Origin of the sequence: Pseudomonas sp. FR229a (genome assembly GCF_030209115.1) — a bacterium.
Taxonomy (GTDB): Bacteria; Pseudomonadota; Gammaproteobacteria; order Pseudomonadales; family Pseudomonadaceae; genus Aquipseudomonas; species Aquipseudomonas moraviensis_A.
The window spans coordinates 1-13,466 of sequence record NZ_JARVSP010000027.1 but is presented as its reverse complement, the minus strand read 5'-3'; the positions used below and the strand labels follow the sequence as shown (position 1 = coordinate 13,466).

Genomic DNA, 13,466 nt, shown 5'->3' with positions numbered 1-13,466 from the left:
CCAGGCAGCGTGCTTGTTGGCACAGCCGTAACAATATGTGCGCTGCCTGGTAATACCGCATTCAGGCAAGGATCCACACTCAACCGCTTTTCTGTCAAACACCACTGATCCACTATGAAGCGCCCCCAAATCGGGGGGAACCCACGCTGAAAAGGATCTGAGCATGCTCAAACTAGCAGGACTTACCCTCACCGCGCTCGCGCTAAGCGCCGCCGCCCACGCCGATGTCGACGTGAAACTGGGCAGCACCGAGCGCGTCACGCGCCTCTTCGCCTACCCCAACAATTGCAGCGTGATCTGCTTCCGTAACTGGACGCTGGAGCAGACCGTCGCTCACTACTTGAGCCAGAGCGTGCAGCGCGATGGCTACGCCGATGCCAAGGTGCTGGTGAAAACCGACAACGATCAGCTTTACGCCGAGATCAGCGGCGTGCCCGATGGCTACGACAAGCCACTGTCAGCGTTGCTGGACGCCGGGGATCTGGCCTTTACCGGCGCCAGCAAGCTGAATGCCGATGGCAAATGGGCCTATAGCTGGTATCTGTTCCTGCCGCTGGGCATGGCCCTGGAAAATCGTAAAAGCGTCGAGCTGCTGCACTTCCCGCCGGATTACTCGCTGACGCAGGCGCAGGATTACCTGCGCTCCAATACCACCGATCGCTGGGCAACCTTGCTGACCGATAACGGCATCCCCGCCGAGCAGACGCCGGCTTACCAGACCATCATCGACATCGCCCCGATCGCCGCGCCGTCCAATGCCGGCGGTGATCTGGAGGACGTCTACGACTACTTCAAGGATTACCAGACCACGCTGGTCAAGCAGTTCAGCCAGACCGCCAGCGGCACGACGCTGCCAATGGTTGCGTTTGGTGCGCCGGTGCGTAACTGGATCAAGGAGCAATACGGCCCGACGGTGGGCGTGCTCGGGCTGGCGACCATCAGTCCGAGCGAAGGGGTGAAAGTGCCGGTGCTCGGTTCCAACCATCCGAGCTACATCTGGTACGCCGCCGATTCGAAGAGCTATACCGGCGACGATGCCCAGGCCAAGGCTGACGCGGCAGGCCTGAAAGTCATGGGCCAGGATTTGAGCGCCGCCTGCTGGCAGGCCGGCATGGGCAGCAAACCGGGCAGCGATGCGCAGGCCACGCTGAGCAGTTGCACGCAAACGTGGCAGGTGACGCAGAAGGTCAAAACCTGCGAGTTGTTCTATACCTCGATCCGTGATCTCAACGCCGAAGAAGCGGCTGCCAAGTGCGCCACGCCACCGGTCAAGACACAACTGCAGCAGTTGAAAGCGCCCCTGCCCGCGGCCGCTGTGCCCGCACCGGCTCTGTAATCCTGGCTGGAGCGACCCCGCGTCAGTCAATGCTGACGCGGGATAACGTCGATCACGCCTGTCAGGTTTGACAGTAGACCTGATGTGGCAATTGCGCGACGCTTGGATCCAATCATGCATCGCCAGGCGAGGCATGGGCACAACCCGGAGGCACTCCCCACCAACAAGGATCGTTATGAACAATCAAGCCATGGGCCGGCACCCGCCCCGCGATACCGAAGGCATATATCCCTTCGTCGGACTTCCCGTGCGGCTGGGCTTTCCATCCTGCGACGACTTTCAGATCATCCGCGACGAACAGGGCATGGCCACGGCGGTGGTCGCGCGCCGCGAGTTTCTGCGCATCAGCCGAATGTGCCGGGTTTCCGGGCAGTTACTGCCCTACCGCAGTCGACAGACCCGTCAGCTGCAATCCGGCATCCACGTTTACGATCCGCGCTTTTGCGGTGTCCTTGAACACGCCTGCGACCCGAATGTATTTCTCGACATGAGTGAGTTGTGGCTGTGGGCCTTGAAAGATATCCACAGCGGCGAGCGCCTGAGCATTGATTACGCATCGACCGAAGACAAGCTGCTGCGCCAGTTCGCTTGCGATTGCGGCTCGCCGCGCTGCCGTGGCTGGATCACCGGTTACGACGAACCACCCACGCCTGAAGGCCAGCGCTTTTTACAGCGCTGGCGTCATGCAGGCCGGCGCTGAGCGCCGCGGTTACGGCGCACCGACCGGACGCAAGCGGTATTGCGGCGGCAGTTGCTCGAAACCACTGATGGTGGTGTTCAGACTTTTCCAGCGGCCGTCCTTGATGCCGTAGATGCAGCCGTGGATCGACAGCGGCTGCCCGCGGTGCCAGGCGTTCTGGATGATGCTGGTGTGCGCGACATTGGCCACTTGCTGGATCACATTGAGTTCGCACATCCGGTCAACCTGCTCTTCTTCGGTCGCCAGCTTGGCCAGTTCCTCACGTTTCTCGTAGTACAGATCGCGGATCGAACGCAGCCAGCCGTCGATCAGGCCGAACTGACGGTCCTGCATCGATGCGCGCACGCCGCCGCAGCCATAGTGGCCGGTGACGAGGATATGTTTGACCTTGAGCACGTCGACGGCGTACTGGATCACCGACAGGCAGTTGAGGTCGGTGTGAAGGACAACGTTGGCGACGTTGCGGTGCACGAACAGATCACCCGGGAGCATGCCGACGATTTCGTTGGCCGGTACCCGTGCGTCGGAACAGCCTATCCATAGATATTCAGGAGTCTGCTGACGCGCCAGTTTGGCGAAGAAATCCGGGTCTTCCTTGGTGATCGCGTCAGCCCAACGCTCGTTGTTATCAATCAAGTCTTGTAGATCGTGCATGGATAAGGCCTCAAGAAAGATGCGCAGGTTTGATAGACGACCACCCGTCGAAGTCACGCCGCCAGCGCAAAGTGTTTCCGTTGGAATTCTCGCGCGCCCGGTGAGTCCACTCAGTAAGGCCCACAGTATGAGGAATTGCCATGACTGATTCACGACGCCCTTATGATGCGGTGCAACCGGAACCCATCGATGATAACGAAGACCGCATGGGTTCGGTGCACGAGCTGGATTTCGACGATGAAGAGCCCAGCGCGAAGATCGGTGATGAGCTGCCCGAGCGTGAACGTGAACAGCTGATGCCGGCTGAGCGGGTGCGCGAGGCGGGCATGACTGGAGCTTCGGTGGATGATCACCAACCGACTGACGATGACCTGAGCCCGGAAACGCTGATTCGCGAGGATGGTGCGCGTGACGCCGATGAACTCGGCGAGGGCAATCCAGCGGATTGGGATTTGAGCGAAGTCGGTGAAAACGACATCGGCGGCGGTGACGGGCTGGATGAGGCGGAACTGGCGGATCTGGATCCGCTGGATGGCAAGCGGTGATCGTTGTTGCCTGATGGATTGCTATCGCGAGCAGGCTCACTCCTACAATTGGAACGCGCTCACCTGTAGGAGTGAGCCTGCTCGCGATGCCTTTAAGCCTCAGTCAACCAGGGTGCAGGCCATTACCACCGCATCCTCACGCCCACCCACCGCCGGATAATAATCGCGACGCCGGCCAATCTCGTTGAACCCATAACGCTCGTACAATTTGAAAGCGGCCGTATTACTGTCACGCACTTCCAGAAAACATTCCCGAGCCTGAGCCTTGTAGGCAATCGACATCAGGTGCTCAAGCAGCGTCAACCCCAACCCACGCCCCTGATTTTCCGGCTTGACCGTGATATTGAGCAGATGCGCCTCATCAAGAATGATCTGCACCACGCCATGGCCGACTTGCTGCTGACCTTCGAACATCAGCCAGATCTGGTATTTGCCCAGGCCATCGAGAAAGATCCCCCGGGTCCACGGATGGCTGTACGCGGCGTATTCGATCTTCAGCACAGCGTCCAGGTCCGCCTCGGTCATCGGGCGAAAGGTTACAGCCTCACTCATCGGATTGTTTCCAGCGCGCCATCAGCCGACGCATGGCTTGCCACACAGCAGCCTTGCGCTGTGGCTCTTCCATTAACAGTTCCAGACCGGGAATTGCCCAGGCCAGGCCCAGACCTTCGATCTGCAATTCACTATTGAACGCTTCGGCGTCCGCCTCCCCGGCAAACTTCACCGCCGGCAAACCGATCAGCCATAAACAGGCGCAGGGTGCTGCTTCCATCTGGACCGAGAGGAAACCCTGCACGAAGTCGCGCGCCGCTTCCGGGCCCTGATCCAGCGTGCCGCGATTGAGCCACGGCCAGCGCACCGGCTCGCCGACGATCTGCGGCGCATCCGGCAGACCGGCGGCGCGCAGCATGTCCTTGAGCAGCAGGTAGGCTGGATCGCGACTTTGAAACGCTTCGCCTGTGGGTAACTCGACCAGCAGCAGGCACCGTCCGGCACGCAGCAGTTGCAGGGCGAAACGCGGCGGAGGCACGGGCGCAGGCTTGACCACCACCGGCGTCTCGTCGACTTCTTCCACCGGTTTGGCGCCGTTGCGGGTGCTCGCCAGCGACGGACGCGGCACTTCGATTTTCGGCCGCTCGGCCGGGCGCGCGGCAGGCTGCGCCGGTGCTTCGGCCTGAGGCACCGGCGCAACCGGCACCTCGACCTCAGGCTCGGGCATCTCCAGCAGCTCGGGCCGCGACGGTGCGGCGAAAGGCAGTTCGGTGCGCGGCAACCAGTTGACCACCTGCATGGCGTTCAGATAGGCGCGGCGGCGGGACTCGATAAGCAAAGGTCGGCCACTTGTGGATAACGAAAAGTGCGCTGATTCTACCGCCCTTCGCACAAGATCGCTCGCTGTTGATCGACGGCCTGCGATGCGACGGGCCGCTACGTGTTGGCCAAAGAATGCGACAGCCCGTCCCGAGAGTGAATCGCCACGCCTGTGATGCAGTACAATCGCCGCTTTTAATCGCCAACCAGCCGGCCATTCCGATGATCGAACCCAAGCGCGTCTTGCGCGCCCTCGCTGAACACTGGGCACTTCTGGAGCCACTGTGCGAGCACTTCGACCAAGGCACCCTGAGCCTCAACGAACTGCGCACGCAACTGGCCGCCCAACAACTCGACAGCACGCCGCAGGACATCACCAGCCTGCTCGACGTGTGGATTCGCCTCGATATTCTCGTTCCGGTGGCGAAAAGCCCGAACCGTTTCGAGCTCAACGCGCAGATCCACGACTTCCTCGCCTACCTGCGCCGGGAACACCGCCTCGGCTTGTGCCTGGAAATCGAAGCCTACCTGCGGCATCTCGAGCGCCTGGCCGGTTACATCCAGGATGCGTTCGACGTTCGAGACGGCAACGACCTGGCCCGCCAGTTGCGCTTGCTCGACATGCGCGTGCGCGACGTACTGAAGAAACTCGACAACGATGAGCAGGCGCTGGTGGCCGTGGCCGAACGCGCGAAGACCAGCGACCGGCAGATTCCGCTGCGCCAGCGTTACGCCGAAGTACTGGCGACGTGGGACGAATACGTCGAGCCGATGATCGATCTGGTCAACGCCGACGGCGCCTTCGAACAAGGCGTGCGCAAGGTCGAAACCGTGCTGCTGAAGATGCTCAGCGAACAGCAGCGCCTCGGCCATCTGGTCGATGACGACATGCTCCTGCGCACCCACGCGCGCATCCTCGAAATGCAGACCAGCGCGCAATTGACCCTGCGTCATGCCCGCGAACTGCTGCTGCCGTTGCGTGAAGAAGCGCGCCGGCATAACGCCGTGACCCGCGGCGCCGCACTGGCGCTGGCGGCAATTCGCCGTAAAGGCATCGACGCCGTGCCGCAAGCGGCGATGCCACTGTTCACCCGGCCGCAAAGCACCTTCCTTGGCAGCGCCAGTCAGGTCGAAGCCTATGTTTACGCCCTGGCGCGTTTCGAACCGAAACCGGCGCGCTTTCCCAAGGCGCACAAAACCCAGAAGGCTGGCGACGCTCCGCGTGCACCACGCACCGTGCGCGAGATGGTCGATCGTTGCGAAGAGTCATTGCCGATGCCAGACCTGATGACCTGGCTGCTGGAGCAGGAACCGGACGGCGCCACCGACGAATTGCTTTACTGGTTCTCGCGCCTGTCGCGGGAAAAACGCTTCAAGCGCGAGCGTCTGGAACGTCGCGAATACCACACTCACGAGCACCAGGTCAGCCTGCGCTCCTTCGCCCTGCTCTCGGCCAGCGATAACGCCGCCGAGGATTCTGCGAGCATCCCCCATGCATCTTGATCTATCCGAACTGTCGCAACTGGCGCCGATCTTCCGCGAGTTGTTCAAGGGTTACCACGTCAGCCGCCGCGATCCCGAGCTGTACGCACAGCTGTCGAATTTCCAGGACCAGTACCGCACGCTGTTCAAGGCGCTGGGCTTTGAACTGGTCTGCGACACCCGTGGTTTCTACTACTTCGTGCCGGACATGGCCGCCGCGGCAGTGAACAAGACCGCCCAGCGTCTGGCGCTGTTCACCTTCATCCTCGTCGAGCACCTGGCCGATCAGGGCCGCGACCCGATCGCCGTGCTCGATGGCGGCAGCCTCGGCCGCGAAGAGTTGCCGTCGTTGCTGGATAAATACCGCGACCTGTTCATTCAGGCCGAAGTGCAGACCGTCGAAGAACTCGAAGAAAAAATCATGCGCCGCATGACCCAGCTCGGTTTCGCCGGCGAAGAAAACGGTGTCTACCGCTTCCTGCCGCCGATGCATCGTTTCCTCGATGTGTGTCTGTCGGTGCAGCAGGACCGCGATCTGGCGGCCAGCGTGCACAGCGTTCTGCCGCTGCCGGCACCGGTGCTGATCGACGAAGAAGCCGAAGCCAAATTCCTCGAAACCGACGATCCACTCGATCTCAGCGAGTTTGAAGAAGAAAGCGAAGAAGATGCACTGGCCCGCGCCATTGCCGAAGAACAGGAGTCCGACGCATGAGCCAGGAACGCTACGGCATCCGCCGCTTTGCCCTTTTGAACACCGCCGGTTACAGCCTCGGCCTGTTCCCGCTGGAAGAACCGCTGTCGGTCTACGGCGCGAACAACCTCGGTAAGTCGGCGTCGATCAACGCTTTGCAGTTCCCGATTCTGGCGCGTATGTCGGACATGAGTTTCGGCAAGTACAGCCTCGAACAATCGCGGCGCTTCTACTTCGCTTCCGATACCAGTTACATCCTCGTCGAAGTCAACCTGCCCCACGGCCCGCACGTGATCGGTGTGGTCGGTCGCGGCCCTGGCGGTGGTTTCGGTCACCAGTTCTTCGCCTATGCCGGCAAGCTCGATCTGGCCCACTACCAGAAAAACGACACCTGTCTGCGCCAGAAAGAACTGTTCAGCAATCTCGAAAAAGAAGGCCTGAAAGCTTACGAACTCAAGCCCGACGAGTTGCGTCGCTTGCTGGTGGGCGGTCACACATCGATCCCGCTCGACCTGACGCTGATCCCGCTGCGCTCCACCAGCGAGCAGAGCCTGAAGACCTTCCGCGCGTTGTTCATCAACCTGCTGCACATGCGCGAAATCACCGCGGCCAAGCTCAAGCAACTGTTCCTCGATGCCTTCGAGCACAGCCTGCGTTCGGGCAGCGTCGACTACATCGCCGCGTGCGAAGAAGCCTTCCGCGATGTGCGTCGTATGGAACAGGACTACAACTCGCTCGTCGCCGCCGGCCCATTGGTCGAGGCGCTGGCCAACGGCGTGAAACAGCGTGACGTGCTGCGCGGCAAACTGCATCGCCTGTCGCCGCTGCTCGATTCCTTGCTCGGCACCTGGTCGGACTACGCCACTGCGCGCAAGGAAGAGCTGACGATTCAGGCCGAGCACTACCGTCGCGAACAGGACGATCTGCAAAACGATCAGCGCGGCGGCACCCAGGAACTGATGCGTCTGGAGCGGGAAATTTCCGGCATTCAGCGCTGGCTTGGCGAGCTGTCGGTGCTGAAGAACCGCTTCGCCTTGGTCGATGACGTCAAGGTGCTTGAGCAACAATTACTCGCCGCCAAGGATGCCCACGACGAATTGGCGGGGGCCTTGGCACAGTCGCGGCAGTTCAGTGCCGAAGATCTGGAAGAGCGTTTGCGTGATCTGGAAAAACGCCTGAAGTCGGTGAAGCAGCAACTCGATCACGCCGACAACAACAGCTACGCCCGCCTGCGCGAGGAGTTCTCGCAACAGGACGTCGAGCGCCTGATGCGTCTGTTCAACAGCGCGCTGTTCAGCCTGCCGCTGGGCGAGCACGGCATCACCCTCGACGAGAACGGCGAGTGGGTCAAATCGGTCGAGCTGATTCTCGATGGCTTCAAAGGCGAGCGCTTCGAAGTGCCGGGCCTCTCCATCGACATCTCGCACATCGAGCCGCCGGCCTTGCAGGCTTTGGCCGACCGCGCCGCGTTGCGCGATCAGAAAGAGCGTCTGGAAAAAGAGCTCAAGCAACTGAAAACCCAGCAAGCCGTGGCCGCCGACCGTGCCGCGAGCAAGACCCAGACGGAAGCGCTGTACCAGCAGGTACTGGACGCACAGAAGGCGCTGGAAGATTTCCGTCGCACCCAGACGCTGAGCGCCGAAGAAGGCGACAAGCTCGAGCAACTGGCGCAGATGGAAGCCGCGCAGGACGAACTCAAGCGCTCCAGCGATGCCTTCACCGAGCGCGTCCAGCAACTGTCGGCCAAGCTGCAATTGGTCGGCCGGCAGATCGCCGATATGGAGGCCAAGCAACGCACGCTCGACGATGCCTTGCGCCGTCGTCAGTTGCTGCCAGCGGATCTGCCATTCGGTACACCGTTCATGGATCCGGTCGATGACTCGATGGACAACCTGCTGCCACTGCTCAACGACTATCAGGACAGCTGGCAGGGCCTGCTGCGTGCCGATGGCCAGATCGAAGCGCTGTACGCGCAGGTGCGCCTCAAAGGTGTGGCCAAGTTCGACAGCGAAGACGACATGGAGCGCCGTCTGTCACTGCTGATCAACGCTTACGCGCACCGCACCGATGAAGCCCTGACCTTGGGCAAGGCGCGGCGCGCAGCGGTCACCGACATCGCCCGCACCCTGCGCAACATTCGCAGCGACTACGACAGCCTCGAGCACCAATTGGCGCTGTTCAACCGCGAGATCAACAAGCGTCAGGTCTCCAACCTGCAAAGCTTCCGTATTGTCCTCGCGCCGAACAAGGAAGCGCTCAAGCACATCGACCAGATCATCCACAGCGCCGGCCAATACGAGGAAGGCGAAACCCTGTCGGTGTTCGACCTGAGCCAGAGTGCCGAACAGGACAACAAGAACGAAGAGGCCAAGGAATACCTGGCGCGGCTGGTGGCGGCGAACCACAACCAGCTCGGTCTCAAGGATTTGTTCGAACTGGCCTTCGAGATCACCAAGGTCAATGGCCAACCGGTCATCCACACCGACATCGACGGCGCCGCCTCCAACGGCACGACCATGACCATCAAGGCGCTGACCAACATGTATCTGTTGCTGCACTTGATGGATCGCGATCTGGCCGGTCGTGTGCGTCTGCCGTACTACCTCGACGAGGCAGCGGACATCGACGAGAAGAACCAGGCAGCGTTGCTGGAAACCAGCCTGCAACTGGGCTTCGTGCCGATCCTGGCGAGCGTCAAGCCGCAGGTCTGCGCCAGTGTCGCGATCGACCTGGAAGGCGGCAGCGGTCCGGCGGGGATCTACATTGATGAAGCGGACTGGAAGTACATCCGCCGCCATGATGTGGTCAAGGCCACGCTGAATGTGCAAGCGGATGAGCCGGAGCTGGATGCGGTTTGATCGGCTTTAGCTGAAGGCAATAAAAAGGGCCGCGATCTGATGGGATCGCGGCCCTTTTTTATCCCTTGGATTTTGTGTTGATTTGACTGGCCCCTTCGCGAGCAGGCTCGCTCCCACAGTTGGAATGCGTTTCCCCTGTGGGAGCGAGCCTGCTCGCGAAGACGTCTCAACAGACGCCACTATTTACCAAGCTGAATCTTCGGCGCCCAGGTCAGCCATTCTTCCTCGAACTTGTCGAACAGCGGGAACGTCTGCTCGGCCCGCGCCGGACTGCCCATGCGCTCGCCCTCCGGTGTGGCGAAGGCGATGCCGCCCTGAATCAGTGTCTCCAGCGACTCGGTTCGCACCGTCACGCCCTTGAACAACCCGTAATCGAAGCCCACGCCGCTGGTGTTCCAGAAGCGGCTGCCGCTGCGCACCAGTGGCGCGTACTTCGGCTCGATCAGGATGTGCACCAACACCCGGTCAGCCGTCTGGCCCAACTCATAACCGGTGACCTTGCCGACGGTGATTTCACGGTAAGTCACTGGTACGCCGGGCTTCAGCGAACCGCGACGTGCGGCGCTCAACACCAGACTCAAACCGGCTTCCTGTTTAGTGACTTCCGGCGCCTCGGCCAAGGCAACGAAGTTCTTCTGCGGGCCGAGATTCTTCGCCGCTGGCTGGACTTCGATGTACTTACCGGTGACCAGTGTTTCCAGGTTCTGCGTCTTGATCAGACCCAGTTCCGGCTTGACCACCCAGAACTGACTGCCGATTCGGGCAATCTTCTCCGGCACTTCGGTGATGCGCGCGGTGAGGATCACTGACTGCATGTCATCGGTAAGATCGACGCTTTCAATCTTGCCGACATCCAGCCCCTTGAAACGCACCGGCGTACCGCTGCTCAAACCGTCGGCGCGATCGACTTTGATGGTCACCACTGCGCCTTTCTTGTTCGCCTCGTCGTGATCGGCGTACAGACGGAAGCGCGGGATGCGTTTCTTCAACGGCGCATTGGCCTGCGGCGTTTCGAATGCGATACCGCCAGCCATCAGGGTCTGCAGGGATTCACTCTTCACCTGAATCCCGCCGGTCAAGCCACCCGTGAGGGTGATGCCGCTGACGTTCCAGAAACGGGTCGAAGCGTTGACCAGGTTTTCGTATTCCTTCTCGATATGCACGCCAATGACCAGTTGCTTTTTGGTTCTGGAGAACTGGTAGCTCTGCACAGAACCGACCTTGACCTGCTTGTACAGAATCGGGCTGCCGACGTCGATCGAGCCCAGCGAATCAGTGAACAGTACCAAATGCAGCCCCGGCGAACGCAGATCCAGCGGCGGCGCTTTTGGCCGCGCCTCGAACTCGCGCTTCGGCGCAGCGCCCTTATCGCCCGGACGCACGGCGATGTAGTTTCCTTTCACAAGTGCTTCGAGGCCAGTGATGCCGGCCAGGGAAATCGATGGTTTGACCACCCAGAACTGCGTGCCCTCCACCAGGTAGTCCTCAGCCAGCGGATCCAGAGTCAGCTCGGCTGTCGCGCTGTTCAGGTCCGGATCGACCTTCAGCGCTTTCAGGTTGCCGACCTGAATGCCTTTGTACATCACCGGCGTGCGACCGGCCTGCAGGCCTTCGAAGTCGCTGAGTTTGACCTTCACGCGAATCCCGGCAGCGGCGGCGTCGAAATCCTCATAGAGACGGAACGGCAGGCTCGGGTCGGTCGGCGGGCTGTCCTTGCGATTCTCCGGTGTCGCGAAGGCGATACCGCCAGCGACGATGCTGGCCAGGGATTCGCTGCGCACTTTCACACCGGAGAGGTTGGCGTCGATGCTGATGCCGCTGGCGTTCCAGAAACGTGTATGTTTGCGCACCAGTTTGGCGTAGGTCGGCTCGATGAATACCTTCAGTTCAACGGTGCTCTGATCCTCGGAAAGCACATAGCTTTTCACCTGGCCGACCTTGATCTGCTTGTAGAACACCGGGCTGCCGCGATTCAAAGAGCCGAGGCGATCGGCCTTGATGGTCAGGTGCAGACCGGGCTTGGCGTCGGACAGTGGCGGCTCTTCGGCGAGTGCCTTGAACTTGCGTACCGGTTCGCCCTCTCCAGGACTGATCGCCACGTAATTACCCGAGACCAAGGTTTCCAGCCCGGTGATACCGGCCAGGGTCACGCTCGGTTTGACCAGCCAGAACCGCGTACTGGTTTTCAGGTACTGCTCGACATCCTTGTTCATTTCGATGGTAGCGATCACTCCTTTGGAGTTGCCTTCATCGTCGAGCTTGAGCGTCTTGACCTTGCCGACCGGCATGCCTTTGTAGACCACTTCAGTCTTGTTGACCTGGATACCTTCGCCACTTTCAAAACGTACCTGAATCTCGATGCCGGTTTCCGACCAGGCACGCCAGCCGAGCCAGCCGCCGATGATCAGCGCAATCAGAGGCAGCACCCAAATAGCCGACCAGTTCGAAGCCGGTCGGGTTTTCGCTACAGGCAAATCAGTCATGGTCGTCGTCCGACTCCGTGTTATCCCAAATCAGTCGGGGATCGAAAGTTACTGCGGCGAGCATCGTCAGAATCACCACAGTGGCGAAGGCGACGGCGCCCAGATTGGCTTCGACACTGGCTATCCGGCCGAAGTTGACGACCGCCACGAGAATGGCGATCACAAAAATATCGAGCATCGACCAACGGCCGATGAACTCGATGAAACGGTACATCCAGATGCGTTGACGGGCCGACAATGGCTGCCGGCGCTGCACGGAAAACAGCAACAACGCGATGCCGACCAGTTTGAAGGTCGGCACCAGAATACTGGCAATGAACACTACGGCGGCGATCGGAATCATGCCGTGCTGCACCAGTTGAATCACCCCGGACATGATGGTGCTCGGATCACCCTGGCCCAGAGAACTGACCGTCATGATCGGCAGGACATTCGCCGGGATATAGATGATGGCTGCCGTGATCAACAGCGCCCAGGTTCGGGTCAGGCTGTTCGGTCGGCGAGCGTGAACCTGAGCGCCGCAACGGCTGCAGTTTTGCTCATCGACGTCAGCGTCCTGCCTGTTCAGCTCGTGGCATTCGGTGCACACCAGAATGCCCGCATCAATCGCCCGCATGGGCATCCTCTCCTGATAATGCCTGCCAGATCTGATGCGGTGACATCACCACCTCCAGCCAGACTTGCACCAACAACAAGCCAATAAAACATGCCAGCCCGAGGCCGACGGTGATCGCTGCCATATCTGCCAGCTTCACGATCGCAACGAGGACGCCCATGAGGTAGACCTCGAGCATGCCCCAGTCTCTGAGGTGGTGGTAAATACGATAGAGCAGCAAGCCATAGCCGCGGCCGACATTGAAGCGAATCGTCAGTAGTACAAACAGCTGGCACAGCAACTTGAGCAACGGTATCGCCATACTGCAGAGGAAGACGACAATCGACACTCCTTGCATATCGGTATTGAACAGACCGACCACGCCACTCCACACCGTATCCTGTGACGATTGCCCGAGGATATTGAGTTGCATGATGGGTAAAAAGTTTGCCGGTACGTAAAGTAATAACGCGGCAATCACCAAGGCGAGGCTGCGCTGCACCACATTGTGGCGGTGCGCATACAACTCGTAGCCGCAGCGCGGGCAGAGAGCTTTCTCACCATGGGCAAGTGTCGGCTTGCGCATCAGCAGGTCGCACTCGTGACAGGCTATCAAGTCTTCCAGCGGTAAATCTGACAGCCCGGGGGCGTCAACCGATTCTGACATACAGGCTCTGACTCCGAAAAAGATGGGGCTATTCTAGTGTTCTGATTCGAAAATAACTGTGCAATTTTGTTCACCGCAGCTCTCAAAACTTTCTTGCAGGCAAAACAAAACCCCAACTGCTTTCGCAATTGGGGTTTCGGAATT

At 60.3% G+C, this 13,466-nt stretch carries 12 protein-coding genes; 6 read left to right on the top strand and 6 right to left on the bottom strand.

What is annotated here, in order from left to right; genetic code table 11:
- The first annotated feature begins 163 nt into the window (after window positions 1–163).
- Together QRN33_RS21905 and QRN33_RS21900 are read left to right on the top strand one after the other, a co-directional pair.
- Window positions 164–1,336, top strand: coding sequence for a hypothetical protein (locus QRN33_RS21905; RefSeq protein ID WP_116658622.1), 1,173 nt, complete (start codon window positions 164–166; stop codon window positions 1,334–1,336).
- A gap of 175 nt (window positions 1,337–1,511) precedes the next feature.
- Entirely contained in the window at window positions 1,512–2,036 is a 525-nt protein-coding gene (locus tag QRN33_RS21900) for an SET domain-containing protein (protein ID WP_285410067.1), read from the top strand.
- Window positions 2,037–2,045: 9 nt separating this feature from the next.
- Here the strand turns inward: QRN33_RS21900 and can are convergent, their stop codons facing one another.
- Window positions 2,046–2,690, bottom strand: a complete 645-nt coding sequence (can, locus tag QRN33_RS21895) for a carbonate dehydratase (RefSeq protein WP_039761245.1) — start codon at window positions 2,688–2,690, stop codon at window positions 2,046–2,048.
- 140 nt (window positions 2,691–2,830) lie between these two features.
- On the opposite strand from can, the gene QRN33_RS21890 reads away from it, so the two are divergent.
- Window positions 2,831–3,235, top strand: a complete 405-nt coding sequence (locus tag QRN33_RS21890; protein WP_116658621.1) for a serine kinase/phosphatase — start codon at window positions 2,831–2,833, stop codon at window positions 3,233–3,235.
- A gap of 99 nt (window positions 3,236–3,334) precedes the next feature.
- On the opposite strand, the gene rimI is transcribed toward QRN33_RS21890, so the two are convergent.
- Both rimI and QRN33_RS21880 read right to left on the bottom strand, forming a co-directional pair.
- On the bottom strand, window positions 3,335–3,787 hold the full coding sequence (gene rimI / locus QRN33_RS21885; RefSeq protein ID WP_064362104.1) for a ribosomal protein S18-alanine N-acetyltransferase: 453 nt from the start codon (window positions 3,785–3,787) through the stop codon (window positions 3,335–3,337).
- Entirely contained in the window at window positions 3,780–4,526 is a 747-nt protein-coding gene (locus tag QRN33_RS21880) for an energy transducer TonB (protein WP_116658624.1), read from the bottom strand. Before QRN33_RS21880 ends, rimI begins: the two co-directional genes overlap by 8 nt.
- Window positions 4,527–4,768: 242 nt before the next feature.
- Between QRN33_RS21880 and mksB the strand changes: the two genes are divergently transcribed.
- The 3 genes from mksB to mksF are packed head-to-tail and all read left to right on the top strand — an operon-like array spanning window position 4,769 to window position 9,577.
- Complete coding sequence (gene mksB, locus QRN33_RS21875; RefSeq protein WP_185054091.1) at window positions 4,769–6,049, top strand: Mks condensin complex protein MksB; 1,281 nt, start codon at window positions 4,769–4,771, stop codon at window positions 6,047–6,049.
- The gene (gene mksE / locus QRN33_RS21870) at window positions 6,039–6,740 is read left to right on the top strand and encodes an Mks condensin complex protein MksE (protein ID WP_016773189.1); all 702 of its coding nucleotides are present in this window, start codon (window positions 6,039–6,041) and stop codon (window positions 6,738–6,740) included. The genes mksB and mksE overlap by 11 nt, the downstream gene beginning before the upstream one ends.
- Window positions 6,737–9,577, top strand: coding sequence for an Mks condensin complex protein MksF (gene mksF / locus QRN33_RS21865; RefSeq protein WP_039761238.1), 2,841 nt, complete (start codon window positions 6,737–6,739; stop codon window positions 9,575–9,577). The genes mksE and mksF overlap by 4 nt, the downstream gene beginning before the upstream one ends.
- A gap of 179 nt (window positions 9,578–9,756) precedes the next feature.
- Here the strand turns inward: mksF and QRN33_RS21860 are convergent, their stop codons facing one another.
- The 3 genes from QRN33_RS21860 to QRN33_RS21850 are packed head-to-tail and all read right to left on the bottom strand — an operon-like array spanning window position 9,757 to window position 13,322.
- Window positions 9,757–12,060 (bottom strand): PqiB family protein, encoded by a 2,304-nt coding sequence (locus QRN33_RS21860; RefSeq protein WP_285410064.1) that lies wholly within the window; start codon window positions 12,058–12,060, stop codon window positions 9,757–9,759.
- Window positions 12,053–12,676, bottom strand: a complete 624-nt coding sequence (locus QRN33_RS21855; RefSeq protein WP_064362100.1) for a paraquat-inducible protein A — start codon at window positions 12,674–12,676, stop codon at window positions 12,053–12,055. The genes QRN33_RS21860 and QRN33_RS21855 overlap by 8 nt, the downstream gene beginning before the upstream one ends.
- Window positions 12,663–13,322 carry a paraquat-inducible protein A gene (locus QRN33_RS21850; RefSeq protein ID WP_042609676.1) on the bottom strand — a complete coding sequence of 220 codons (660 nt, stop codon included), beginning with the start codon at window positions 13,320–13,322 and terminating at the stop codon, window positions 12,663–12,665. The genes QRN33_RS21855 and QRN33_RS21850 overlap by 14 nt, the downstream gene beginning before the upstream one ends.
- Between the last annotated feature and the right edge of the window lie 144 nt (window positions 13,323–13,466).